Consider the following 24,937-nt stretch of genomic DNA (forward strand, 5'->3'; position numbering starts at 1 on the left):
AGCACATGAAAGAGAGTCAACCTTCAGCGATTTATTTGAAAGACTATAAAGTCCCTCCTTTTCTAATTGATAAAACAGAACTCACATTTGATCTAGATGAAGCGACAACGATCGTTACTTCTCGTCTGCATATGCGCCGTAATCCAGCCTTTGGTAAATCGACAGCACCTTTGATTCTAGATGGTGGTGAAGACGTTAAACTGATAGGTGTTGCCATGGATGACTATGCGCTACCTCCAGAGGAGTACCGAATCAGTGAAGACAAACTGATTATTACAGCGACCGCGGATGAATTTGTTCTGACCTGTGAAACCTTGATTGAGCCGCAAAACAACACACGCCTAGAAGGTCTATATCGTTCGTCTTCTATGTTCTGTACACAGTGTGAAGCCGAAGGTTTCCGCCACATTACCTATTACCTCGATCGTCCTGATGTAATGTCAGTGTTTACTACCACTATCATTGCTGACGAAGCCCGTTATCCAGTGATGTTATCTAACGGTAATGAAGTGGAGCGTGGTAAAACTGATGAAGGCAAAACGGTTGTTGTATGGCACGACCCATTCCCTAAGCCTGCTTATCTTTTTGCTTTGGTTGCAGGGGATCTTGCGGTAAAAAATGATGTGTTTACGACACAGAGTAAACGCGATATTAAACTGCAAATTTTTACTGAGTCTCATAACATCGACAAAGTCGATTACGCAATGGAAGCGCTAAAACGCTCTATGAGTTGGGATGAAGAAACCTACGGGCGCGAATACGATCTGGATATTTTTATGATCGTTGCCGTGGATGATTTCAATATGGGTGCGATGGAAAACAAAGGGCTGAATATTTTTAATTCGTCTTGTTTGTTAGCCAGCCCAGAAACCACAACCGACGATACCTACTTACGCGTAGAAGCGATTGTTGCTCACGAATATTTCCATAACTGGTCCGGTAACCGTGTTACTTGCCGTGATTGGTTTCAGTTGAGCTTAAAAGAAGGTTTTACTGTATTCCGTGATCAAACCTTCTCTGCAGACATGCATTCCGAAACAGTGAAACGTGTAGAAGACGTTTCTTTCCTTAAAACAGCGCAATTTGCTGAAGATGCGGGTCCAATGGCTCATCCTGTACGTCCAGCATCCTTCATCGAAATTTCTAACTTTTACACTCTGACTGTCTATGAAAAAGGCGCGGAAATTGTCCGCATGATTCATACATTGTTAGGTGCTGAAAAGTTCCGTGCTGGTTCAGATTTGTATTTTGATCGTCACGATGGACAAGCTGTGACCTGTGACGATTTTGTTGCTGCAATGCAAGATGCATCTGGCTTTGACCTTTCTCAATTCAAACGCTGGTACTCTCAAGCAGGTACGCCGATTGTTACAGTGACAGATAGCTTTGACGAGGCAACAGGAACGTATCGTTTAACGATGAAACAAGATACGCCAGTCACTCCAGGTCAACCAACAAAATTACCACTGCATATTCCGGTCCGTGTTGGTTTGCTTGATGAGCAGGGCGTAGCTTTGTCTGCTGAAGTAAATGGTGTTGTTGCAGAAGATCATGTGCTGCATTTGAAATCTAGCGAGCAAGAGTTCGAGTTTAGCGGTTTAACCGCGAAGCCTGTGCCATCTTTACTACGCGGTTTTTCAGCGCCAGTGAAATTACGTTATGACTATTCTTCTAAGGATTTATTGCTATTGTTGTCTGCAGATTCTGATGGTTTTAACCGCTGGAGTGCATCGCAACAATTGGCGGTTAACGAAATTACCACGTTAATCAATCAGGCAATTGAAGGAAAAGCACTATCTATCGATTCTCAATTAGTTCATGGCTTTAAGGCCTTATTAAATGATGAAACGCTAGACCCAGCCATGGTTGCATTGATTCTGGCTTTGCCAAGCCAAGCGTATTTATCTGAGCTAGCAAATCCAATTTATCCAGCCGCTATCAAACAAGCTCGCCAATATTTAAAAATTCAGTTGGCGAATGCATTGTCGCCTGACTTTGAACGTGTTTATCGCAAACATAAAATCCAAGGTGAATACAAAGCGACTGCGCAAGATATAGCTCATCGTTCCCTGAAAAATATAGCGTTATCTTATTGGCTTGAAGCTGATAGTGAGCTTGCTCAGCAAGAGGTTGTGACGCAATTCAAGACTGCAAACAACATGACAGATCAATTTGCTGCGCTTTCTATTGCTGTGAATTCTCAACATAATAAGGCAGCGGAGCTACTGGCTGCTTTCTATGAGCAGTGGAAGTCTGAGCCATTGGTTGTGAATAAATGGCTAATGTTAAGTGCAAGCCAAGAGCAACAAACAGCGTTGGCTACCGTCAAAGATTTGATGGCACATCCTGCTTTTGATTTGAAAAACCCAAATAAAGTACGCTCTGTCTTGGGTGGATTTGGCCAAAGTGTTGCTGGCTTTCATAAAGAGGATGGCAGCGGTTACCATTTCTTGGCTGATCAAATCATTGTGTTAAATAAGCGTAATCCGCAAATTGCTTCTAGACTTTGTACACCATTAACTCGCTGGAAAAAAATGCAGCCAGAGCTAAGTGTCATGATGAAAGCTGAACTTGAACGTATTTTAGCGGAAGATTTGTCTAAAGATGTTTATGAGGTTATTTCTAAAAGTCTCGCCTAACAACACTGACTAATACATTAAGTTAATTAAAGCCCTTGTGGATTTCACCCCAAGGGCTTTTTTATGGTTTGTTTGATATTGTTTGGAGAATTGTCTTTACTACTTCTTTGCATTCTATACTTAATTCTGGCATAAGAGTGGTAACCTATTGTCGACCTTGAGTTTATTAAGGAGCGAAAAATGAAAGCACGTACGACGATTTTGATTCCTATTACCTTGGGCCTAATGATGTCTGCCTGTACGACATCCTCACGCCAGCAAACTGACTCTGTTATTGAGCCGACTGCAAGTTCTACCGAATCAGTATCTCAAACCACACCTCAAGCCCCAGTTGTTAGCGCAAAAGAAATGGAATTAGAAAAAGAGGTAGGGGCAAAAAACTCTCTTATTGATTCCCTACAAAAACAACTTGCGAATAACAAAAGGCAGCTTGCTTCCTTAAATAAATCTCTTGATGAAAAAGACATCATCATAGCTAAGCTGCAGAAGTCACCGTCAAGCGCCAATTCTTTAGCGGTATTAGAAGAGCAAAAGAAATTACGAGAATCGCTTGAATCACGCTATGCCGCATTAAAATTAGATAATGATTTACTCATGCGTCGTATCGGTCAGTTGGAAAATGAAAACTCTTCATTAAAACAGCAGGTTTCTAGCTTAGAAAATTTGCCTACATCACAAGATGACTTTAAACAAAGCTATTTTGCTTTGTTAGGCGACAATGCTGAATTACAAGGTAAATATGCTAATTTAGAAGCTGACAATCAAGCCAATCAAAAACGACTTACAGCCCTTAAAAAAGAAAATTTGATGTTAGGTGGTGCTTTATCTGACGCAAGAGCTCAGCATCAAGTTTTATGGGACAAAATTCATTCGTTAGGTGGTGATGACTCTGCTCGCTCCGAAAAAGTGCCGCAATTGAGCACTCCAATTATTCAGCCTGTTGCGAATAATAATTCAGATTACGAGCGTGAAAATTCGCAGATGCGGATTGAGCTGGCTGACTTAAAAAACCAACTGGTAAGGCAAAAATCGCTTATTGAAGAATATAAAAGTGATGTCTTGAAGTTGGAATCAGCACTTGATGAAGGTGCTGATTATGAGGCTCGCTGGAAAGATCTTGATAATAAACTAGCTCAAGCTCAACAAAATAACACAGTGCTAACCGCTCAGCTTAACGCTGCTGGAGAAGAACTTGCTGCCAGTCAAGCGGAACTTAGTGCATTGTCTGCTCGCCTAGCCAGTACTCAACAAGCGTTGGAAATAAACGAAAATAGTGGTATCTCAGTAACCGCAGCAATAGAAGCTTTGCAATCGCAAATGAGCTCCGCATTGCAGAACGTACAGTGGCAATTACCTAATGAAATTGCTCTGCATAATAATTTTGAAATTTTGGTTTCTGCAGACGTTCGTCCTTCGCTTTCCGGCCAGGTCTATCAAGCAGAATTAGTCACTGACAGTGATATTCAAATGATCAGTGATCGCATCGCTAGCGCAGTCGTTCAAAATGGTCGTTTGCAATGGCGTTGGCGCGTAGCTGGATTAAATGAAAAGCCGGAAGCACAACTTAATCTATTTGTTAGTCAGCAAATCGCCTTCCAAGATCAAACGATTCAGCGACAAGTATATCGAGGTAATGAAACCTTATCTTTGATCAATACTAACTTGTTTGAAAAATACGGTTATTGGGGTATCGCAATTTTGCTTGGCTTATTAGGTGGTTTTCTTATTGGCCGCATTAACAAATCAAAAAATAATCAAGCACTGAATTCTTAAAACCTCTGCGACATTTAAAAAATGGCGAAGCTAACCTTGATTTGTTGGCTTCGCTTTTTTCTTACCCTCGGATCATTCAACTCCTCATTACTTTTTTTCAACGCGCAAAGCAGCACTTTTCGGTATAGTACGTTTGCATATTCTTTTTTGAGGTGGTGAGAGTGGTAAAGTCCGATTCGTATTCTATTATTGAGAAACGACTAGCTGAAAACGTATTGATTCTAGATGGCGCTATGGGCACCATGATTCAGGGATATAAACTAGAAGAACAAGATTATCGCGGTGAACGTTTTGCTGAATGGAATAGTGACTTAAAAGGCAACAATGACCTGCTTTCTTTGACGCAACCAAAGATAATCAAAGACATTTATTCCAGTTATCTTGCTGCTGGCGCGGACATCATTGAAACCAACACTTTCAACGCAAATTATATTTCCATGCTGGATTATCACATGGAAGATCTCAGTTACGAGCTGAATTTTGAATCGGCTCGCTTAGCTCGTGAAGCTGCTGACGAATTCACCAAACAAAACCCAAATAAACCTCGCTTTGTTGCTGGTGCTGTTGGCCCGACTAGTCGTACTTGTACTATTTCTCCTGATGTTAACGATCCTGGGTTTCGTAACGTACATTTTGATGAGTTAGTCGGCGCTTATACCACTGCCGTCGATGGCTTAATCAAAGGTGGCGTTGATATCATCTTAATTGAAACTATCTTCGATACCTTGAATGCGAAAGCCGCTATTTATGCAGTATTAGACTATTACGAGAAAAACGGTGTTCGTTATCCAATTATGATTTCTGGCACTATCACTGATGCCTCTGGTCGTACTTTATCCGGTCAAACCACGGAAGCTTTCTGGAACTCGATTTCTCACGCTAAACCTATTTCTGTTGGCTTGAACTGTGCGTTAGGTCCAAAAGAATTACGCCAGTATGTGGAAGAGCTATCACGCATTGCCGACACTCACGTATCTGCTCACCCTAATGCTGGTTTGCCTAATGCCTTTGGTGAATACGACGAATCGCCAGAAGAAATGTTAGAAGAGATTCAAGGGTGGGTAGAGTCTGGTTTTCTGAATATCATCGGTGGTTGTTGTGGTACGGCACCTGCGCACATTGAAATTTTTGCAAAAGCGTTTGCAGACGCTACACCTCGTGTTATTCCAGTAATCGAAAAAGCCTGTCGTTTGTCTGGTCTTGAACCGTTTAATATCGATGGTAATAGCTTGTTTGTAAACGTTGGTGAAAGAACCAACGTGACTGGTTCTGCGATGTTTAAGCGTCTTATCAAAGAAGGTGACTTTGATACTGCTTTGGATGTGGCTCGGCAACAAGTTGAAAACGGTGCGCAGATCATCGACATCAACATGGATGAAGGCATGTTGGACTCGCAAGCGGCGATGGAGCGATTCCTTAAACTCATCGCATCTGAACCTGATATTTCTCGTGTGCCTATTATGCTTGACTCTTCTAAGTGGGAAATCTTAGAAGCCGGATTGAAATGGGTTCAGGGCAAAGGCGTCGTTAACTCTATTAGTATGAAAGAGGGCGAAGAGAAGTTTCGTGAGCAAGCTCGCAAGCTAATGAAATACGGTGCAGCTGTTATCGTCATGGCGTTTGATGAGGCCGGTCAAGCAGATACTCGAGCGCGTAAAATTGAGATTTGTCGCCGTTCTTACCACATCTTAGTCGATGAAGTTGGCTTCCCACCAGAAGACATTATTTTCGACCCCAATATCTTTGCTATCGCGACAGGTATTGAAGAACACAACCGTTACGCCTTGGACTTTATCGAAGCTACGGGTGATATCACTCGTGAATTGCCTTATGCCAAAGTGTCTGGTGGCGTTTCTAACGTATCTTTCTCGTTCCGTGGTAATAACCCTGTTCGTGAAGCGATTCACGCCGTGTTCTTATATCATGCGATCAAACAAGGTATGACAATGGGTATCGTGAATGCAGGGCAACTTGCTTTGTATGAAGATATCCCAACGAAACTTCGCAATGCTGTAGAAGATGCGGTGCTTAACCGTACACCTGATGCAACAGACAACCTGCTCGCTATGGCCGGAGAGTTTGCTGGTACTGGCGAAGTAGCGGAAAAAGAAACCCAAGAATGGCGCGGTCTACCTGTGTCAGAGCGTCTTAGTTACGCTCTAGTTAAAGGTATAACAGAATTCATTGATGAAGATACCGAAGAAGCGCGTCAAGCCTTTGCTCGCCCTTTAGAGGTTATTGAAGGGCCATTAATGGATGGCATGAGCATAGTCGGTGACTTGTTTGGTTCCGGTAAAATGTTCTTACCACAAGTAGTTAAATCAGCACGAGTAATGAAAAAAGCCGTTGCCTACTTGATGCCTTATATCGAAGAAGAAAAACGTCTTAACATGGACACTGCGTCGTCTAGTAATGGCAAGATCGTTATGGCTACCGTGAAGGGCGATGTACACGATATCGGTAAAAATATTGTTGGCGTTGTTCTGCAGTGTAACAATTTCGAAGTTATCGACCTTGGTGTCATGGTTCCTGCTGAAAAAATCTTACGCACCGCAAAAGAGGTTGGTGCTGACATGATTGGCTTGTCTGGCTTGATCACACCATCGCTTGACGAAATGGTGCATGTAGCAAAAGAAATGGAACGCCAAGGCTTTGATTTACCGGTGATGATCGGTGGTGCAACCACGTCAAAAGCTCATACCGCGGTAAAAATTGAACAAAACTACAAACGCAATCAAGTGGTCCATGTTACCAATGCGTCTCGTAGTGTTGGCGTAGCGAGTGCTTTGTTGAGCAAAGACAAAGAGCGTTATCAGAAGTTTGTCGATGAAATCAAAGCCGACTACGAAAAAACTCGAATTCGCTATAAAGACCGTGCTAAAGCCGGTCGTCGAGTCTCTTTGGATAAAGCGCGTCAGAATAAGGGTCCAATTGCGTTTGATGGGAGTAACGTAATTCAGCCTAAAAAGCTTGGTATCACAGTACTAACTGAAAACGATATTAATCTTAATCAGGTTAAAGATTACATAGACTGGACGCCATTCTTCCAGACATGGGAATTGGCTGGCGCTTATCCACGCATTCTTACTGATGAAGTGGTAGGTGTCGAGGCAACGCGTGTCTTCGAAGATGCATTGAAGATGCTAGATGAAGTAATCGCTACTAAGTGTTTACAAGCTCGCGCGGTGGTTGGTTTATTCCCTGCTAACCAAGTGAACCACGATGATATTGAAATTTATGCAGATGAATCTCGTATCGAAGTCGTCGAACGTTTGTCTTTTCTTCGAATTCAAAACGAGTTAACGGCTCCGGGGAAATATAACCACAGCTTAGCGGATTTTGTGGCGCCAAAAGAAAGTGGTGTGGCGGATTATATTGGTGCTTTTGCCTGCGCTGCAGGTTTTGGTATTGATCCTCTTGTGGCGAAATATGAAGCAGATCATGATGATTACAACTCTATTATGATCAAGGCGGTGGCTGACCGATTAGCTGAAGCAACCGCAGAATATTTACACGAAAAAGTACGAAAAGAATTCTGGGGCTATGCTGAAGCTGAAGAATTAACCAACGAACAGTTGATCAAAGAAAAATACCAAGGTATTCGTCCGGCACCCGGCTATCCAGCTTGCCCTGATCACACCGAAAAAGCCAAGCTTTGGACTTTACTGGATGTGAAAGAAAAAATTGATATGGAGATCACTGAGAGCTTTGCCATGCTGCCTACAGCGGCGGTAAGTGGTTGGTATTTCGCTCATCCAGATGCAACTTACTTTGGTGTTGGTAAGATCGGACCTGATCAAGTGGATAGTTATGCAGAGCGTAAAGGGATGAGTAAGGATGATGCTGAGCGTTGGTTAGCGCCTAATCTTGGTTATGATCCTGAAGACGATCGTATCTAATTTTCTTTATAGTCTCTTTTTTTGACCAAACCTAATCTGTGTCGCTAGTGCGCGCAGATTAGGTTTTTCTATTTTTAAAGGATATTTACATGTCAAAAACCATTAAAGATCCAGATCAGCACAAAAAACGTATGCAAGCGATTAAGTCGCATGTTGATAAACGTATTGCCAAAGCCCAAGAAGATAAAGGGACATTTGTCCTGCTTACGGGAAATGGTAAGGGAAAATCTAGCTCAGCGTTGGGTATGGTCGCCCGTGCTTTAGGTCATGAAATGAAGGTTGGGGTGGTTCAGTTCTTGAAAGGCGAATGGAATACAGGCGAAATTGATTTCTTTAAGAAGCAAAAAAACGTGCAATGGGAAATTATGCCAGCAGGATTTACATGGGAAACACAAAACCGTGACTCCGATATCGCTTCTTCAGTGCAAGCATGGGAAAAAGCCGCTGCTATGTTGACTGATCCAAGTATCGATTTGGTGGTTCTTGATGAATTAACCTACTTATTACATTATGAGTATTTACTTGAAGATGATGTACTTAAAGGGTTGATGAATCGCCCTGAAAATCAGCATCTTGTGGTAACTGGTCGCGGTGCTTCAGATGCTCTGATTGAATTGGCTGACACGGTCAGTGAGATAAAAGAAGTAAAACATGCATTTAAGCGAGGCATTAAAGCTCAAAAAGGGCTGGAGTTTTAATGCTTTGTCGTTTTATATTAGTCGGCTAGTGATTATATCAAGAGTTTTATAGAACACATTCTAATAATAAAGTTATGATTTTTTAACTCTCAATTTAATAGAGGTTTTTATGGCAACCATTGAGCGCATGGAAGTTGGTCAACGTATGAGTCGTATCGTTAAGCACAATGAAACGGTATACCTTTGTGGCCAAGTTGGTGCTGATGCGAATACGGACATTACTGAACAAACACGAACCATGTTAGATAAAGTGGACGTTTTGTTAGAGCAATCAGGGACAGATAAATCCTATATTTTATCTGCTACTATTTATCTTCGTGATATGAAAGATTTTACAGCGATGAACGCAGTTTGGGACGCGTGGATTCCTGAAGGGCATGCTCCAGCTAGAGCTTGTGTAGAAGCACGATTGGCAAGACCAGAGCTATTGGTCGAAATATCTGTTGTTGCTGCTTTAAAATAATACCCTGAGATAGGCTGGAGTCTTGAGCGCCAGTCTATCTTTAATTTGATTCTACAAACCTTTCTATCTCCTTAGTTTCTTTTTACCACTACATCGTTCTCAACCAAGGCATTACTTAATACTCGAATGGTTCTTGCCATATCGCGTGATAAGTTCATTAACAAAATTCCAAAATCGAATGGGTATTGGTCGTGAAAGTCACTGAATAGCTGACTGGATATTTCGAGCAATAAGCTGTCTTCTAAAGCACATAGACTACCAACACGTTCATGCAATGCAATCATCGATACAAAGCCAATTGCTTCACCGAAGCAAATTGTTCTAGTCCGTAGCTTTTTCTCGCCATGTTGCTTATAGAAGTCCAACTTGCCATGTAATACGGCATGGAAGCTGCCACCCTTGCTGCCATAAGAAAAAATCTCATCGCCTTTGGATACTTTGTGTAAAACGCCTTCATTCAATAGAAACTGAATAGAAGCTTCCGATAAAGCACCAAAAATAGAGCCTTCTTTCAAATGCTCTGGCGATATATCGTATTGTGATTCTGTTGCTAGGACGGTTTTCATTTCTCTCTCCGTCTATGTGAGTTCTTATTATATCATCGGCCAAAAAAATCATTTCTGAATAGCCAATAGGCTTATATTAGTTTTAGGCTTATTTGGGCTAAAACAGTAGTATCGTTTTGTATTCTATTTATAGTTTTTGGACTATGTCTGTAACAGTAAGTTCGCCTTTTTTTGGTAATAAATGCTTTCGCTCTTAAAGAGTCGAGTCAATCTGTGCGATAATGCGCGGATCAGCTTTGCTCTGACGATTTAGTCTACTAAGAGCACAATTATTTACCTCATGATAAACGGAAGAATACTTTGTTAACGACGGCCAACATCACCATGCAATTTGGTGCAAAACCTCTTTTTGAAAACGTCTCTGTCAAATTTGGAGAAGGAAAGCGTTACGGTCTTATCGGCGCGAATGGATGTGGTAAATCCACTTTCATGAAAATTCTAGGTGGCGATTTGGAGCCAAGCTCAGGCAACGTTTCAAAAGATCCAAATGAGCGTCTTGGTAAATTGAAACAGGATCAATTTGCTTACGAAGATTATTCTGTTATTGATACCGTTATCATGGGGCATACAGAGCTTTGGGCGATCAAGTCTGAAAAAGATGCTATCTATGCTAATCCTGAAATGACAGAAGCGGACGGCTTACGTGCAGGTGATCTAGAAGCAGAATTTGCTGAAATGGACGGTTACACTGCTGATGCTCGTGCAGGAGAGTTATTGCTAGGTGTTGGTATTCCTACCGAGCAGCATTATGGTTTGATGAGTGAAGTGGCTCCAGGTTTAAAGCTGCGAGTCTTGTTGGCTCAAGCCCTGTTTTCTGATCCAGAGATTTTGTTGCTGGACGAGCCAACAAACAACTTGGATATCAACACTATCCGTTGGTTGGAAGGTGTCTTGGTAGAGCGTAACTGCACCATGATCATTATTTCCCATGACCGTCATTTCTTGAATTCTGTTTGTACTAACATGGCTGATTTGGATTACGGTGAATTGCGTTTGTTTTCTGGTAACTATGATGAATATATGACAGCGGCGACTCAAGCTCGCGAGCGTCTATTGTCAGACAACGCGAAGAAAAAAGCCCAAATCAACGAACTAAAATCGTTTGTAAGCCGATTCTCTGCCAACGCATCTAAATCTAAACAAGCAACATCTCGCGCTAAGCAAATTGATAAGATTCAGCTTGAAGACGTAAAACCTTCTAGCCGTCAGAATCCATTTATTCGCTTCGAGCAAGAGAAGAAACTACACCGTATGGCAGTGCAAATTGAAAACGTTGCTAAATCATATGATGAAGAATTATTCAGCGGCTTAAATATGATGGTTGAAGTGGGTGAGCGTATTGCGGTTATCGGGCCAAACGGTATCGGTAAAACAACCTTGCTAAAATGTTTGGTTGGAGATACCGAATTAACCAAAGGTAATGTGAAGTGGTCAGAAAATGCCAACATTGGTTACTATGCGCAGGATCATCATCACGAATTTGAAAAAGACGTTGATTTGATCGAGTGGATGGGGCAGTGGGCGCAAGAAGGTGACGATGAGCAAATCATTCGCGGTACTTTAGGTCGTCTTTTATTCTCTCAAAACGACATTAAGAAATCCGTTAAAGTACTTTCTGGTGGTGAACAAGGTCGTATGTTGTTTGGTAAGTTGATGCTACAAAAACCTAACGTTCTCGTTATGGATGAGCCAACAAACCACATGGACATGGAGTCGATTGAATCATTGAACCTAGCTCTTGATAATTATCCAGGTACTTTGATTTTTGTCAGTCATGACCGTGAATTTGTATCGTCTTTGGCGACTCGCATTGTTGAAGTAACCAGCGATGGTATTGTCGACTTCCACGGTACTTACGACGAATACTTGGCTAAAATAGAAGCCTAAGCCAAGAAATTGTGTTCTCGTTACAAAAAAGAAGGCCAAGTGCCTTCTTTTTTTATGTGTCTTTGATTGCTAGAGTGGCTTAAAGTATTTAAGCCTTACGTCTGTCTATGTACACTTCTGGTTCTTTGTATTCAAGAACTTCAACCTCATCGCCAACGTAAACAGTTCCAGTGTTCAGCGCGATCATATTCATACCAAAAGTAATGCTTTCCTTATCAAGCAGACGAAATTTGGCTAACGTTTTAAGAGGCTCGCCTTTTTTACTTCGTTGCGCCGTGATTGGATTCAATGTTGTGAAAATACAGCGGTCACAAGGCTTAACGTTCTCAAACTCCACCTCACCAATACGAATTCGCTTCCAGCTATCTTCTTCAAACGGCTTATTGCCTTTAATAACCAAATTTGGGCGAAATTGCGCCATTTGAATATCTTCAGGGCAAGTTCTATTAAGCTCAGCCAGAGAAGCTTCAGTTGTTAATAGGAAAGGGTAACCGTCAGCAAAACCTACAGGGACTTCAGGCCTTCTTTTGGTAAAGCGTTCAGACTTTTTACCAAAATACACTAATTTTACTGTTTCACCAGCTATCTCGCTAAACCACGCATTAGCGTTTTCTTGAGCAAGCTGTGCGTTGACTGAATTGTCCCAAACTGTAACTTCTGCATAATCACTGGAAAAAGCAGATAAATCGAGAGATAGGCCATGAATGAGTTCCGGGTGTGAAAGCTGCCACGCACCGTTTTTACTAGGCTTAGCCGTTACTAATGTTAGGTTAGGGTGCTTTCGACCAGTAATGAATTCGCCATCAGGTTTTACTAGCATGTAACGTCGATCTCCATAAAGTCCGGCACTCTCAACTTGACTTGATGATAAAGAGATACCTTGGATGGATTTTATTGGATATATAGCTAGTTCACTTAGGGTGTACGGCATGGATACTCCATTTTGTGCTTTTTTGTGAATGGTTTTTATTATTGCCCAATAGGAAAATCATTCCAATAAAAAAAGCCCCAGAAAATGAATTTCTGAGGCTTTCGCTTTCTAGCTATTTAAGCGAATAGCTTACAAAAAGTACTTACAAGTAGTATGAAGCCAATGGCGGGAAGCCGTTAAATTCTACTGCGCTGTAGGTTGTTGTATAGGCACCAGTTGATAGCCAGTACATACGATCACCAATAGCCAGGTTCAGTGGTAGGCCATATTTGTAGTTTTCATACATAATATCGGCGCTGTCACAGGTTGGACCAGCGATAATAACTTCTTCTAACTCGCCACCTTTTTCAACATGAATCGGATACTTGATAGATTCATCTAGCGTTTCAATAAGGCCTGAGAATTTGCCGACGTCAGTGAATATCCAACGATTTAGTGCTGTATGTGATTTACGAGAAATCAAAACTACTTCGCTGACTAGAACGCCTGCGTTAGATATCAAAGAACGGCCGGGCTCTAGAATAATGCGAGGTAAATCAGTTCCAAAATCTTCTTCCAAGAAGCGCGTAATTTCTTCTGCATAGGTTGCAAGATCATTAGTACGAGCAATATAGTTTGCAGGGAAGCCGCCGCCCATATTGATCATTTCTAAAATGATGCCATCTTCTTCTTTAAGGCGTTCAAAAATCACTTTAACGCTAGCGATCGCAGCATCCCATGCGCCGATATCGCGTTGCTGAGATCCGACGTGGAAAGAGATACCGTAAGGAATCAAACCAAGTTCTTTTGCAAGTACCAGTAAGTCCATCGCCATATCTGGACGGCAGCCAAATTTACGAGATAGTGGCCAATCAGCTGTTACTGTGCCTTCAGTCAAGATACGAACATAAACGCGAGAGCCTGGAGCTGCTTTTGCGATGTTACGCAAATCAGCTTCAGAGTCTGTTGCAAACATACGCACACCTTTTTCATAAAAGTAACGTACGTCTTTTGCTTTCTTGATAGTGTTGCCGTAGCTCACTTGATCAGGTGAAATGCCTCCGATTGCAAATAGCTTGTCCAACTCATACCGTGACGCTACATCAAAGTTTGACCCGCGGTCGCGAAGTAGAGTTAGAATTTCTGGAGCTGGATTTGCTTTGATAGCGTAAAAAATATCAGCAACAGGAAAGCCTTTGGTTAGCTCTGTATAGGCTTCATCGATAATATCAGTATCGATAACAACGAAAGGGGTATCTTTGGTTTCAGCAAACGCTTTAAAGCGGGCAAAACGCTCAGGTGTGTAGAAAGAATTGACGTCGATAGTCATGGGCTAAAGGCTCCTTAATTATGCAAAACATAAACCGATTAAATAAGTAAACGCCTTTACCTTCTCCCGTCCTACTTATGGCTGTTACTTATCCGGCGGTAAGGCCTTAAGCGACTAGCGCAGCAGTTGAAGCGGTGCGGATTATGTTCAGCAATGACGCGGGCGAAATTTAAGACGCAAGGCGTCTCGGGTCAAGTATTTTTTCATATTTTAGACTAAAAAAAAGAGACTATAAAAGTCTCCTTTTTATTTAGGGATTTCTAACGCTACTTTTGGGTGATGCGTGTCTGGAAGTAATGTAACCCACTGCCAGCAATTAAAGCAGCTACGAAGTAAAAACCTTCGCTTGGATTATTCACTAATGCCGTTAATCCAGGGCCAGGGCAATAGCCACTAATCCCCCAGCCAATACCAAAAAGTGAAGAGCCGATAATTAGTTTAGCGTCGATATTACGAAGCGTTGGGACTTGCCATTTACTGGCTAACAAAGGTGTTAAGCGTTTTCCTTTAATAACATAGCCAATCATGCCAACAGCGATTGCGCTTGCCATTACGATGATTAGAGAAGGATTCCAATCACCAAAAATATCTAAAAAACCAATAACGACAGCTGGATTGGTCATTTCTGAATACGCCAAACCTAAGCCAAATAATAAACCAGCAGCGAGAGTAATAATTGCGTACATAGATATGCTCCTAATTAAGCGCGGCGACAGTAATAATAGCTGCAGCCATGAAGACCAAAGTGGCTACTATTGAGCGAGGGGAAAGTCGCGATATACCACAAACGCCGTGACCACTAGTGCATCCACCACCGAGTCGTGTTCCATAACCGACCAGTAGCCCGGATACGATCAAAAGAAGAGGGCTTCTTGTTTCCGGAAAAGCAACGGTTTGCTCTGTTAGAATACCGTAAGCGCTACCACCGATGATTAATCCTGCAATGAATAGAAATGGCAAAAATCGTTCTTTGCTAAAAAGTAGCTGAGATAGTATCCCGCTAATACCAATCACTTTTCCGACACTGAGAAGGTATATTGTGGTTGTGAGGCCAATTAATAGGCCGCCTACGAGTGGGTTAAAAATAGTATCCATAATTGGAGTCCTTTAGATTATATAAGACTATTCTAATTTATGTTAATAAGAAAAGTCTAATATAATATTGGCAAAATAGAGTTTTATTCTTGGTTTTATTGATCTAGATAAAAAGTAAGTTATTAAGATTGCCGAGTTAGCAGCCAGTTGCACAGTCTTTACCTATTGACTAGCAGATATTAAAAAGCACTCACTGTATTCTTATGAACATTAAGGAGTCTCAGATGAACGAGTTGTGGCTAGGTGCTTGTGTAGACGAAGCCAATTATGTATTTCTTTTGCCAAACAGACCTGTTTTGCCGGATCCAGTTGATATTGGTTTTTTAAAGAAGCCTGATGTTTCTATCTTAATTGATCTAAATGGTAATCACTGGCGTAAAATATTTACGATCATGGCAAAGTTAGCTGCGCCCTCTTATGATTCATGGAAAGTCTTTCGCGATAAAGAGCTACTAACTAAAGTAGGCATTGCGTTTTCTTTAGATCAGCTTCGTGACTATAGAGGCGTTGTTTTTATTGTTGGAAATACATTTAGAGAAGGGCTGCCTGTAGTTAGTTCTGCGCAAGAAATCGGGGAAGTGCACACTTCTTTTGTTTACCTACCGTATGTTTGGTGTCCATACCTAGATTATAGGCAATTTCCTAATATTCTAATTGAAGCTCTACGTGAGTATATTTTGGAGAAAAAATGTTAAAAGCTTTAAAAAGTCTTTTCAGTCTTCCTGTAGAGCAGGGTGAGCAAATATCTTATCAGAAAGCTGTCGCGGCTCTACTTATGGAAGTTATGCTAGCTGATAATGAAATAAATGAACAAGAAGAAGGCCAGGTGAAGCGCTTCCTTCGTGAAGTAAGTGAATTGGGGGATGATATAGACATTCTCTATGAGGAGGCTCGTTCTGGTGTAGATCAAGCAAACGACCTTTATCAATTCACCAAGGTTATTAACGAAACTGCGACTCTAGAGCAAAAAATGTTGCTCTTAAAAGCCCTGTGGCGTGTTGCGCTTGCTGACGGAGATCTTGACTCATATGAAGATCATCGCATTCGTACAATCAGTGAGTTGTTATTCATGCCTCATTCCGAATTTATTCAGGCAAAACTATTTGTGCTGAATGAAATGAAAGCAGTTTAATTTTAAGCAAAAAAAACGCGGCTCTCGCCGCGCTTTTTGACTGGTCTTACTATAATTCTATTTTAATAAAAAATAGAATTATGCTGCGAAGTTCGCTGCTGCGAATTCCCAGTTAGCTAGCGCCCAAAAACCTTTTAGGTAGTCAGGACGAACATTGCGGTAATCAATGTAGTAAGCGTGTTCCCAAAGATCCACTGTAATGATAGCTGTTTGACCGTTTGTCATAGGCGTTGCTGCATTACTAGTGTTTACGATTTCTAGAGAGCCGTCAGCGTTTTTAACTAACCAAGTCCAGCTAGAGCCGAAGTTATTGACCGCTTTGTCATCAAATGCAGCTTGGAATTCCGCGAAAGAGCCCCATTTTGCATTGATTGCATCCGCTAGAGCACCAGTTGGCTCGCCGCCGCCATTAGGGCTTAAGCTATTCCAAAAGAAAGTGTGGTTCCAGATTTGAGCTGCATTGTTGAAAACAGGGCCCGCTGGAGCAGATACGATGATCTCTTCAAGCGTTTTATTTTCGTATTCAGAACCAGGAACTAAGCCGTTTAATTTAACAACATAAGTGTTGTGATGCTTGCCATGATGGTATTCAAGCGTCTCAACAGACATATGAGGCTCTAGTGCGTCTTTAGCATAAGGAAGAGCGGGTAATTCAAAAGCCATTTCAATTCTCCTTGCTTTTAATTAACGAAAAATGCTTGTTATCAAGCAGTTAATGGTGCTTATATAGTAGCACTGAACAACTGAAGATAATATTCTTTAGGTCTGTTCACTAACGAATTTCCATAATTTCTATTAATAGTGACTATATAAGATTTTCCATGCGTAGAGACGATGATGTTGAGATCCCAAGCCTGACTCTGGATCAAGATGAAGTCAGCGATAGAAGGCCGTCCGGTGCAACAGCGCAAAAAGGCCATACCACTCCCACTCCTGCAAAACCAGCCCATGCACCTACTATTGTTCATAAAAAGCCTAGCTTAGCGGGTATATATATTTTATTGATACTTATACTAATTGCTTCGGCCGGAGCTGGATATTGGTTATGGCAGCAAAATATGCAGCTGCGTAATGAGCTGTATGGTGCGAAAAGTGAGATACAAAATTTAGATCATCAGCTTCTAGCAGCTGATGTTTCGGCTAATAAGCAAGGTGAAACCCTAGAAGAGACCTTGAAGAATCACGAGAGTGAGATTCGTAAGCTTTGGGGTGTTGCTTACGATACTAATAGGAAGTCGATAGCTACTAATGATGCAGCGATTGATGAACTTCAGAAAAAGCTTTCATCATTACGAGATACTGTTTCGACTCAATCCAAGCGCATTGCGGTACAAGCCGAAGCCTTTAATGAGGTTGAGGCTGGTTACAACAAGCTTGTTCCCTCTGTCGCTTCTATAGATGAAACAGTGAAAGCAATTGCAACGAAACAAGATGACCAAGCAAAACGATTGCAGTCATCTGAGAAGCAAGTTCTTGCCCAAGCAGGACAGAACGAAGCTCAAGCCTTGAGTTTGGATCAGATTTCACAGGATTTAGTTACTTTGCAGAAAAAAGTAGCTGCTATAGAAAAACGCACAGCAGATACTAGTTCTACAGATGTGGCGAAAATTCAAGACACATTAGCTAAGCATCAAGATGCGATTAACTCGAGCGACGCTTTCAGAACTCAAGTTAATGGCGAAATCATCCGTCTACGTAAGCAGATTAATCAGCTGATGCTAGAGCAGCAACTCAGCTCTCAGTAAATTACTTCTAATAGATTTAAAAAGGCCGATTTATCGGCCTTGTCTATTTTTAGAGCTGCTACTCATTTTTTAGTTTTTTCCCTTCTTGGCCACTATAAAGGTTTTACTTATAAAGCTTTTTTAATATGCATATTCTACTAAAGTCTAGATGAGGTGCTTTTTATAACCTAAAGGCATGTTATAGTTCAAAAAATGCTGAAGCCTGACAACAGAGATGGGAAATTATGACAGAGGCAAGACTTACTCACTTAAAACAGCTAGAAGCCGAAAGTATTCATATTATACGTGAGGTAGCTGCTGAATTTGATAACCCAGTAATGCTTTATTCAATTGGTAAAGATTCTGCAGTAATGCTGCATCTTGCCATGAAAGCGTTCTATCCTGGCAAACCACCGTTTCCACTAATGCATGTGGATACTGGTTGGAAGTTTAAAGAAATGATCACTTTCCGTGATGAAATGGTGGCTAAGCTTGGCTTGGAGCTTATTGTTCATCAAAACCAAGAAGGTGTTGAGCAAGGCATTGGGCCTTTTACGCACGGTAGCTCAAAGCATACTGATGTGATGAAAACACAAGGTCTTAAACAAGCTCTAGACAAATATGGCTTTGATGCTGCTTTTGGTGGTGCGCGCCGTGATGAAGAGAAATCTCGTGCTAAGGAGCGTGTTTATTCCTTCCGCGATAAACAGCATCGTTGGGACCCAAAAAATCAGCGTCCAGAGTTGTGGAATATTTACAACGGTAAAGTAAACAAAGGCGAAAGCATTCGTGTTTTTCCACTGTCTAACTGGACTGAGCTTGATATTTGGCAATATATATATTTAGAAAGCATTCCAATTGTTCCTCTTTATTTTTCTGAAAAACGCCCAGTAGTTGAGCGTGACGGTACCTTGATCATGGTTGACGATGATCGCATGCCTTTAAACGGTGAGGTGCCTGAGATGAAGTCTGTTCGTTTTCGTACGCTCGGCTGCTATCCATTAACGGGAGCAGTTGAATCAGAAGCGGCATCTTTACCTGAAATTATTCAGGAAATGTTGCTAACAAGAAGTTCAGAGCGTCAAGGGCGAATGATTGACCATGATTCATCTGGGTCAATGGAAGAGAAGAAGAAACAAGGCTATTTCTAAGTTTGGAGTAAAGAAAGAATGTCTCACCAATCAGAATTGATCAGCCAAGACATACTTGGTTATCTGAAACAACATGAAGAAAAAGACTTATTACGTCTTCTTACCTGTGGCAACGTCGATGATGGAAAAAGTACATTAATCGGTCGCTTGCTTCATGACTCTAAGTTAATTTATGAAGATCATCTAGATGCCGTTAAGCGCGACAGCAAGAAGTCTGGGACACAAGGTGAAGAGGTTGATTTAGCTTTGTTAGTGGATGGCTTGCAAGCTGAGCGCGAGCAGGGCATCACAATCGATGTGGCTTACCGCTATTTTTCGACTGAAAAACGTAAGTTTATCATTGCTGACACACCTGGGCATGAACAATACACTCGTAATATGGCGACAGGCGCCTCTACTTGTGATCTTGCTATTATTTTGATTGATGCTCGTTACGGAGTACAAACTCAAACCCGTCGCCATAGCTATATTGCCTCTCTATTGGGTATTAAGCATGTTGTGGTTGCGATTAATAAAATGGATTTGGTTGAATTTTCTGAAGAAAAATTCAACCAGATTAAAAATGATTACCTTAAATTTGTTGATCAGCTTGGCGATCGCAAACCTGAAGATATTCATTTTGTCCCAATGTCAGCATTACGTGGCGATAACGTAGTAAATGCTTCTGAGAGCACGCCTTGGTATCAAGGTGGTCCATTGATGTCGATTTTGGAAACGGTACAAATTAACCGTGATGTGAAACGTGATTCTTTCCGTTTCCCGGTTCAGTATGTTAACCGTCCTAACTTAGACTTCCGAGGTTTCTCAGGAACCATCGCAGCTGGTGCCGTTAAACCTGGCGATAAAGTGGTTGCTTTGCCTTCAGGGAAAACATCTACCGTTGAAAGGATTGTGACATTTGATGGCGACCTAGATACGGCAAAAGCAGGGCAAGCTGTCACTATTACACTTGAAGACGAGATTGATATCAGCCGCGGTGATATGCTTTCGCATATTGGCCAAGAGCCTCTTATTGCAACAACGCTTCGTTCTTCAATTGTTTGGATGGCTGATCACCCATTAGTGCCGGGTAAGTTGTATGACTTTAAACTTGGAACACAAACGGTTCCTGGTAAGGTTCATCACTTCAATCATCGTGTTGACGTCAATACCCTTGAAGTCAGTAAGATAGATGCATTGGAATTGAACGGGATCGGCGACGCCGTTATACAGTTCGATGCTCCTGTTGCATTTGATGAATACACCGATAGTCGTTTCACTGGTGCATTGATTATTATTGATCGCTTAACCAACGTTACTGTTGGTGCTGGTATGGTTGAAGAAGCTGTTGCTGAGCTTGATCAAGATACTGTTGTTAGTGCGGAAGATCGTGCGGCACGACTTGGGCAAAAACCAGCTGTTATTGCATTAGCAAATAGCGTATTGGCACAAAGTGACGCGCTTGAGCGTTTATTATTACGCCAAGGTGTTGTGGCATTGGTTAAGGCTGATGCTACAGAGCAAGAAGCGGCACTGATTCGTCAAACAGGTGTGGCTTTCTTAGTGGCTGATGCTGCGATAGCTGATTCTCAAATTGCTGAATCCTCATTGGATGAAACGGTAGATTTGATTGTAGAAAGCGTTCAGTTATAACTCAATAAAATACAAAAAAACCAGCTCTGTGAGCTGGTTTTTTGTATTTAGCTCAAACTTGTTTCACGCAGTTGCTTCTGTATCTATTCGCTTGACTTCTTTATGCTGATCTTCATTGCTGCCTAATTTCCAGTAGCTAGAAATATAGAAATTTTCTTTTTCAATCTTAAGTTCATTTTTAAAAAATGAACGCAATGTTTTCATGCTGCTAAATTCACAAGCTACCCAAACAGATATGTTACCCTCGAGCCCTGATAGTGACTGGATTTGACCTAGTAACAAATTGGGGTTTTCTCCTGGGTGAGGATTAATTACCCATTTTAGTTCAATGCCAGAAGGGTGCTTTAAAGGCTGAATGTCTTCTTCTGAAATTACTTCAAGTATTGCATAGCCTTTGGCATCTTGAGGTAGTTTTGCTAGATTTACGCTAATTGCAGGCAAAGCGGTCATATCTCCCACTAGAATTTGCCAATCAGTAGACTCTTCAATAAGTTTTTTTGGGCCTGGTCCTCCAACTAAAATGATATCATTAGGTTGAGTCTGCTTTGCCCATGTTGACGCTGGGCCACCATCTTCATGCAGTACGAAGTCAATGTCTATTTCATCGGCACGTTGGTTTCTAATGGTATAAGTTCTTACTAATGGTTTTTGATCACCTCTTGGGAAAATAAGCTTCACATAGCCACTTTCTTGGTCCTCGGGGATGGTCTGTATATTATCGCCGCCTAGTGTTACTCGTAGCATGTTTGTTGTTACATGCGACTTTCTAATAACCGTTAGTTCACGCGGTTGTGGTCTGCTCATTTTTAGCTCCTTAACTTTGATTGTCGCAAGGCGGAGATTGATCAAGATTGCTTACCATTATTTCCGAAATGCGTGTGAAGTCTTCTATCTGTTGTTCTGTTAAGTTTTGTGTCATGTTCTCGGTTGCGGTTCGTTCTAACATCGTAATTTTGGTAAGTAGCTCTGCGCCATCCATAGTGAGACTTAATAATTGACTGCGATGATTGTCGGGGCTGCGAATTTTTTCAACGTAGCCTGATTGAACTAATTCCTTCAATACTCGAGTGATTTGTGATTTATCGAGTGAAAGTCTATCTGCGATATCCTTAGCACTGCATTTTTCAATCTTATTAATGCACTTAAGAGATCGTATGTGACTAACGGGGATTGAAATACCTGACTTTAGAGCTGCTTCGCGAAGTTGGTGTCGATAGTGGTGCATCAACTTATGAAGAGACTCGCCAATATTTTCTTTCATCTAATCTTCTTATTCTTGATGTTTTTATATGAGAACGATTATCAATATAGATCTTTTGGTTGATACTGTCAACTAAGAATTTTTAGTGAGACGGAAAAATCGTAATCCATGTCATTTCGTAGAATGAGTTGCCAGACCACAGTTAATAGTTTTTCTTATTGAGGCGAATGATTACAATGCGATGATTAGAATTAAATAGATCGATACATAATGAATAAGCACGATGTACATAAAGTTGTTACCGCAGCGTTATTAAGTCGCTATGAGACCGCCAAATGGGCTGCCAAGCAGGCTCATGAGGCCGCTACAAATGAAGAAAGCGTAGCAGAAAATAAATATGATACCTTTGGGTTGGAGGCTTCATATTTGGCTCATGGGCAATCGCAGCGAGTGTTGGAGTGCGAACAAGACTGGTTGATTTTTGATAAGAAACAGCCAGTTTTATTCAAGGAAGAGGGTGCAATTGATTTGTGGTGTCTAGTCACATTGACAGAGCTTGAATCTCCATACGGTACTAATAAATATTTTTTTATTTCTCCTTGTGCGGGCGGACTCACTGTCGAAATAAGTGAAAATAAGGTTTATCTTGTAACGCCATCTAGTCCAGTTGGAAAGAAGCTGCTTGGTAAATTAGTAGGTGATGCAGTTGAATTACTTCAGAATGGTAAGCAAACAGCTTATGAAATAACCACTATTGAATAAAGCTAGCATTGTGAAGGACAAATTTGGCTCAAGCTCTAGAGAGTCAGACTCTGTTCGCATATAATGCCTTGCCTTAAAATATTCTGTTCTTCTATTCGATATATAAAACTCAGTTTACATTACTGACCGAATAGAAAACGTTCTAAGAAAAAATCACTCTCTTACTGAGAAAGTAATAGGAAAGAAATTATGCGCAGCCATTATTGCGGCGAGTTAAATGCTTCTAACATTTCACAAGAAATTACCCTATGCGGTTGGGTTCATCGTCGTCGTGACCACGGCGGAGTTATTTTCTTAGACGTTCGTGATCGCGAAGGGATTACTCAAGTAGTTTTCGATCCAGATCGTGCCGAAAGTTTTGCCCTTGCTGACAGCGTTCGTAATGAATTCGTTGTTAAGCTTAAAGGTTTAGTACGTGCCCGTCCTGAAGGCACAGTAAACCCGAATATGAATACTGGTGAAATCGAAGTATTGGGAACTGAACTTGAAATACTAAATGCTGCAAAAACACCACCGTTTCAGCTAGATGAGCACCAATCAGTAGGCGAAGACGTACGCTTGAAAAATCGTTTCATCGATTTGCGCCGCCCTGAAATTCAGCAAAAAATGCGTTTCCGTTCGAAAGTAACATCTGTATTACGTCGCTACTTAGATAGCAATGGCTTCCTAGATATTGAAACACCTATTCTAACTCGTGCAACGCCAGAAGGTGCGCGTGATTATTTGGTGCCTAGCCGTACACAACAAGGTAGCTTCTTTGCATTGCCTCAGTCTCCACAGCTGTTCAAGCAATTGTTAATGGTGTCTGGTTTTGACCGTTATTACCAAATTGCTAAATGTTTCCGTGATGAAGATTTGCGTGCCGACCGTCAGCCAGAATTCACTCAAGTGGACATCGAAACATCGTTCATGAGTGAAAAAGACATCATGGCAATGACAGAGGATATGATTGTCAGTTTGTTCAAAGAGCTAATGGATACAGATTTAGGCACTTTCCCACGTATGCCTTACTCTGAAGCGATGGAAACATACGGTAGCGATAAGCCAGATCTTCGTATTCCATTGACCATAGTGTCAGTATCTGACTTGATGGCGAGTGTAGACTTTAAAGTATTCTCCGGTCCTGCTAACGATCCAAAAGGTCGTGTTGCAGCACTTAAAGTGCCAGGCGGTAATGAGCTAACTCGTAAACAAATTGACGACTACACTAAATTTGTTTCTATCTATGGCGCGAAAGGTTTGGCTTACATCAAGGTAAACGATAAGTCTAATCTTGAAGAAGGTTTGCAATCTCCAATCGTTAAGTTCTTACCTGTTGAAGTGCGCGCTACTTTGCTTGAGCGTCTTGAGGCAGAAGATGGTGATTTGATCTTCTTCGGCGCGGATTCTGCTAAAGTGGTTAATGAAGCTCTTGGCGCGTTACGTTGCAAGCTAGGTGAAGATTTGAATCTTTATACTTGCAAATGGGCGCCATTGTGGGTTGTAGACTTCCCAATGTTTGAAGAGACAAGTGATGGTGGAATCACTGCTATTCATCACCCGTTCACTGCTCCTTCTTGTTCACCTGAGGATTTGAAAGCCAGTCCGTTGACTGCGTTATCACAGGCTTACGATATGGTACTAAATGGCACCGAGCTTGGTGGTGGTTCTATCCGTATTCACCAGTCTTCTATGCAAGAAACTGTATTTGGATTACTGAATATCAGCAAAGAAGAGCAGGAAGAAAAATTTGGTTTCTTGTTAGATGCATTGAAATTCGGTGCGCCACCACACGGCGGTTTGGCCTTTGGTCTAGATCGACTTGTGATGCTAATGACAGGTTCTAGCTCTATTCGTGATGTTATTGCTTTCCCTAAAACGCAAAGTGCAACTTGTCTATTGACGCAAGCGCCAGGTGAAGTAAGCGAGAAACAATTAAAAGAATTGAACATTCGTATTAGAAAACCTGCTGTTGAATCATAGAAATAACTCTTAAACTTATTCTAAAACAGTAAGTTATGTTAAGAGATTGAAAGAAAAACGTAAAAGGCCGCTTATTAGCGGCCTTTTTTATGTTTTGCCATTGCATACTTTGT

21 protein-coding genes are annotated in these 24,937 nt (G+C 41.4%); 13 read left to right on the forward strand and 8 right to left on the reverse strand.

Annotated features, from left to right (window positions below; all coding sequences use genetic code 11):
- The first annotated feature begins 5 nt into the window (after positions 1 to 5).
- From pepN to TY87_RS01955, 5 genes are all read left to right on the forward strand, one after another.
- Positions 6 to 2,639, forward strand: a complete 2,634-nt coding sequence (pepN, locus tag TY87_RS01935) for an aminopeptidase N (RefSeq protein ID WP_072839096.1) — start codon at positions 6 to 8, stop codon at positions 2,637 to 2,639.
- 180 nt (positions 2,640 to 2,819) lie between these two features.
- A complete protein-coding gene (locus TY87_RS01940; RefSeq protein WP_072839095.1) occupies positions 2,820 to 4,412 on the forward strand; it encodes a coiled-coil domain-containing protein in 1,593 nt (530 codons plus the stop codon).
- Between the two features lie 161 nt (positions 4,413 to 4,573).
- Complete coding sequence (gene metH, locus TY87_RS01945) at positions 4,574 to 8,311, forward strand: methionine synthase (RefSeq protein WP_100185798.1); 3,738 nt, start codon at positions 4,574 to 4,576, stop codon at positions 8,309 to 8,311.
- Positions 8,312 to 8,400: 89 nt separating this feature from the next.
- Positions 8,401 to 9,009 carry a cob(I)yrinic acid a,c-diamide adenosyltransferase gene (gene cobO / locus TY87_RS01950; protein ID WP_100185799.1) on the forward strand — a complete coding sequence of 203 codons (609 nt, stop codon included), beginning with the start codon at positions 8,401 to 8,403 and terminating at the stop codon, positions 9,007 to 9,009.
- 109 nt (positions 9,010 to 9,118) lie between these two features.
- The gene (locus TY87_RS01955) at positions 9,119 to 9,472 is read left to right on the forward strand and encodes a RidA family protein (protein ID WP_072839092.1); all 354 of its coding nucleotides are present in this window, start codon (positions 9,119 to 9,121) and stop codon (positions 9,470 to 9,472) included.
- Between the two features lie 71 nt (positions 9,473 to 9,543).
- Here TY87_RS01955 and TY87_RS01960 read toward each other — a convergent pair whose 3' ends face one another.
- On the reverse strand, positions 9,544 to 10,038 hold the full coding sequence (locus TY87_RS01960; RefSeq protein ID WP_100185800.1) for a Crp/Fnr family transcriptional regulator: 495 nt from the start codon (positions 10,036 to 10,038) through the stop codon (positions 9,544 to 9,546).
- A 300-nt stretch (positions 10,039 to 10,338) separates the two neighbouring features.
- On the opposite strand from TY87_RS01960, the gene TY87_RS01965 reads away from it, so the two are divergent.
- Positions 10,339 to 11,925, forward strand: a complete 1,587-nt coding sequence (locus tag TY87_RS01965) for an ABC-F family ATPase (protein WP_100185801.1) — start codon at positions 10,339 to 10,341, stop codon at positions 11,923 to 11,925.
- 88 nt (positions 11,926 to 12,013) lie between these two features.
- Here the strand turns inward: TY87_RS01965 and TY87_RS01970 are convergent, their stop codons facing one another.
- From TY87_RS01970 to TY87_RS01985, 4 genes are all read right to left on the reverse strand, one after another.
- Complete coding sequence (locus tag TY87_RS01970; protein ID WP_100185802.1) at positions 12,014 to 12,856, reverse strand: MOSC domain-containing protein; 843 nt, start codon at positions 12,854 to 12,856, stop codon at positions 12,014 to 12,016.
- Between the two features lie 142 nt (positions 12,857 to 12,998).
- A complete protein-coding gene (locus TY87_RS01975; RefSeq protein WP_072839088.1) occupies positions 12,999 to 14,165 on the reverse strand; it encodes a type III PLP-dependent enzyme in 1,167 nt (388 codons plus the stop codon).
- Positions 14,166 to 14,431: 266 nt separating this feature from the next.
- Positions 14,432 to 14,851: a DUF6691 family protein gene (locus tag TY87_RS01980; protein WP_072839087.1), complete on the reverse strand. Its 420-nt coding sequence runs from the start codon at positions 14,849 to 14,851 to the stop codon at positions 14,432 to 14,434.
- Positions 14,852 to 14,861: 10 nt separating this feature from the next.
- Positions 14,862 to 15,260: a YeeE/YedE family protein gene (locus TY87_RS01985; protein WP_100185803.1), complete on the reverse strand. Its 399-nt coding sequence runs from the start codon at positions 15,258 to 15,260 to the stop codon at positions 14,862 to 14,864.
- A 224-nt stretch (positions 15,261 to 15,484) separates the two neighbouring features.
- On the opposite strand from TY87_RS01985, the gene TY87_RS01990 reads away from it, so the two are divergent.
- Together TY87_RS01990 and TY87_RS01995 are read left to right on the forward strand one after the other, a co-directional pair.
- Positions 15,485 to 15,955: a DUF6942 family protein gene (locus tag TY87_RS01990; protein WP_072839085.1), complete on the forward strand. Its 471-nt coding sequence runs from the start codon at positions 15,485 to 15,487 to the stop codon at positions 15,953 to 15,955.
- Positions 15,949 to 16,392, forward strand: a complete 444-nt coding sequence (locus TY87_RS01995) for a tellurite resistance TerB family protein (RefSeq protein ID WP_072839084.1) — start codon at positions 15,949 to 15,951, stop codon at positions 16,390 to 16,392. Before TY87_RS01990 ends, TY87_RS01995 begins: the two co-directional genes overlap by 7 nt.
- Before the next feature lie 78 nt (positions 16,393 to 16,470).
- Here the strand turns inward: TY87_RS01995 and TY87_RS02000 are convergent, their stop codons facing one another.
- Positions 16,471 to 17,055 carry a superoxide dismutase gene (locus TY87_RS02000; protein ID WP_100185804.1) on the reverse strand — a complete coding sequence of 195 codons (585 nt, stop codon included), beginning with the start codon at positions 17,053 to 17,055 and terminating at the stop codon, positions 16,471 to 16,473.
- 158 nt (positions 17,056 to 17,213) lie between these two features.
- Here TY87_RS02000 and TY87_RS02005 point away from each other — a divergent pair, with 158 nt between their 5' ends.
- From TY87_RS02005 to cysN, 3 genes are all read left to right on the forward strand, one after another.
- On the forward strand, positions 17,214 to 18,137 hold the full coding sequence (locus tag TY87_RS02005) for a hypothetical protein (protein WP_072839082.1): 924 nt from the start codon (positions 17,214 to 17,216) through the stop codon (positions 18,135 to 18,137).
- A gap of 224 nt (positions 18,138 to 18,361) precedes the next feature.
- Positions 18,362 to 19,267, forward strand: a complete 906-nt coding sequence (gene cysD, locus TY87_RS02010) for a sulfate adenylyltransferase subunit CysD (RefSeq protein ID WP_072839081.1) — start codon at positions 18,362 to 18,364, stop codon at positions 19,265 to 19,267.
- A gap of 18 nt (positions 19,268 to 19,285) precedes the next feature.
- On the forward strand, positions 19,286 to 20,899 hold the full coding sequence (gene cysN / locus TY87_RS02015; RefSeq protein WP_100185805.1) for a sulfate adenylyltransferase subunit CysN: 1,614 nt from the start codon (positions 19,286 to 19,288) through the stop codon (positions 20,897 to 20,899).
- A 63-nt stretch (positions 20,900 to 20,962) separates the two neighbouring features.
- Here the strand turns inward: cysN and TY87_RS02020 are convergent, their stop codons facing one another.
- Together TY87_RS02020 and TY87_RS02025 are read right to left on the reverse strand one after the other, a co-directional pair.
- Complete coding sequence (locus TY87_RS02020; protein ID WP_100185806.1) at positions 20,963 to 21,703, reverse strand: siderophore-interacting protein; 741 nt, start codon at positions 21,701 to 21,703, stop codon at positions 20,963 to 20,965.
- Between the two features lie 10 nt (positions 21,704 to 21,713).
- Positions 21,714 to 22,160: a MarR family winged helix-turn-helix transcriptional regulator gene (locus TY87_RS02025; RefSeq protein WP_100185807.1), complete on the reverse strand. Its 447-nt coding sequence runs from the start codon at positions 22,158 to 22,160 to the stop codon at positions 21,714 to 21,716.
- A 210-nt stretch (positions 22,161 to 22,370) separates the two neighbouring features.
- On the opposite strand from TY87_RS02025, the gene TY87_RS02030 reads away from it, so the two are divergent.
- Together TY87_RS02030 and aspS are read left to right on the forward strand one after the other, a co-directional pair.
- On the forward strand, positions 22,371 to 22,862 hold the full coding sequence (locus TY87_RS02030; protein ID WP_100185808.1) for a GreA/GreB family elongation factor: 492 nt from the start codon (positions 22,371 to 22,373) through the stop codon (positions 22,860 to 22,862).
- Between the two features lie 189 nt (positions 22,863 to 23,051).
- Positions 23,052 to 24,824 (forward strand): aspartate--tRNA ligase, encoded by a 1,773-nt coding sequence (aspS, locus tag TY87_RS02035; RefSeq protein ID WP_100185809.1) that lies wholly within the window; start codon positions 23,052 to 23,054, stop codon positions 24,822 to 24,824.
- The last annotated feature ends 113 nt before the right edge of the window (positions 24,825 to 24,937 follow it).

The sequence above is a fragment of the Marinomonas sp. BSi20584 genome (genome assembly GCF_002792415.1).
In the GTDB taxonomy this organism is placed as follows: Bacteria; Pseudomonadota; Gammaproteobacteria; order Pseudomonadales; family Marinomonadaceae; genus Marinomonas; species Marinomonas polaris.

Coding starts and splice junctions, on each gene's coding strand:
- pepN (WP_072839096.1), top strand. CDS start 6: ATGAAAGAGAGTCAACCTTCAGCGATTTATTTGAAAGACTATAAAGTC.
- TY87_RS01940 (WP_072839095.1), top strand. CDS start 2,820: ATGAAAGCACGTACGACGATTTTGATTCCTATTACCTTGGGCCTAATG.
- cobO (WP_100185799.1), top strand. CDS start 8,401: ATGTCAAAAACCATTAAAGATCCAGATCAGCACAAAAAACGTATGCAA.
- TY87_RS01955 (WP_072839092.1), top strand. CDS start 9,119: ATGGCAACCATTGAGCGCATGGAAGTTGGTCAACGTATGAGTCGTATC.
- TY87_RS01960 (WP_100185800.1), bottom strand. CDS start 10,038: ATGAAAACCGTCCTAGCAACAGAATCACAATACGATATATCGCCAGAG.
- TY87_RS01970 (WP_100185802.1), bottom strand. CDS start 12,856: ATGCCGTACACCCTAAGTGAACTAGCTATATATCCAATAAAATCCATC.
- TY87_RS01975 (WP_072839088.1), bottom strand. CDS start 14,165: ATGACTATCGACGTCAATTCTTTCTACACACCTGAGCGTTTTGCCCGC.
- TY87_RS01980 (WP_072839087.1), bottom strand. CDS start 14,851: ATGTACGCAATTATTACTCTCGCTGCTGGTTTATTATTTGGCTTAGGT.
- TY87_RS01985 (WP_100185803.1), bottom strand. CDS start 15,260: ATGGATACTATTTTTAACCCACTCGTAGGCGGCCTATTAATTGGCCTC.
- TY87_RS01990 (WP_072839085.1), top strand. CDS start 15,485: ATGAACGAGTTGTGGCTAGGTGCTTGTGTAGACGAAGCCAATTATGTA.
- TY87_RS01995 (WP_072839084.1), top strand. CDS start 15,949: ATGTTAAAAGCTTTAAAAAGTCTTTTCAGTCTTCCTGTAGAGCAGGGT.
- TY87_RS02000 (WP_100185804.1), bottom strand. CDS start 17,055: ATGGCTTTTGAATTACCCGCTCTTCCTTATGCTAAAGACGCACTAGAG.
- TY87_RS02005 (WP_072839082.1), top strand. CDS start 17,214: ATGCGTAGAGACGATGATGTTGAGATCCCAAGCCTGACTCTGGATCAA.
- cysD (WP_072839081.1), top strand. CDS start 18,362: ATGACAGAGGCAAGACTTACTCACTTAAAACAGCTAGAAGCCGAAAGT.
- cysN (WP_100185805.1), top strand. CDS start 19,286: ATGTCTCACCAATCAGAATTGATCAGCCAAGACATACTTGGTTATCTG.
- TY87_RS02020 (WP_100185806.1), bottom strand. CDS start 21,703: ATGAGCAGACCACAACCGCGTGAACTAACGGTTATTAGAAAGTCGCAT.
- TY87_RS02025 (WP_100185807.1), bottom strand. CDS start 22,160: ATGAAAGAAAATATTGGCGAGTCTCTTCATAAGTTGATGCACCACTAT.
- TY87_RS02030 (WP_100185808.1), top strand. CDS start 22,371: ATGAATAAGCACGATGTACATAAAGTTGTTACCGCAGCGTTATTAAGT.
- aspS (WP_100185809.1), top strand. CDS start 23,052: ATGCGCAGCCATTATTGCGGCGAGTTAAATGCTTCTAACATTTCACAA.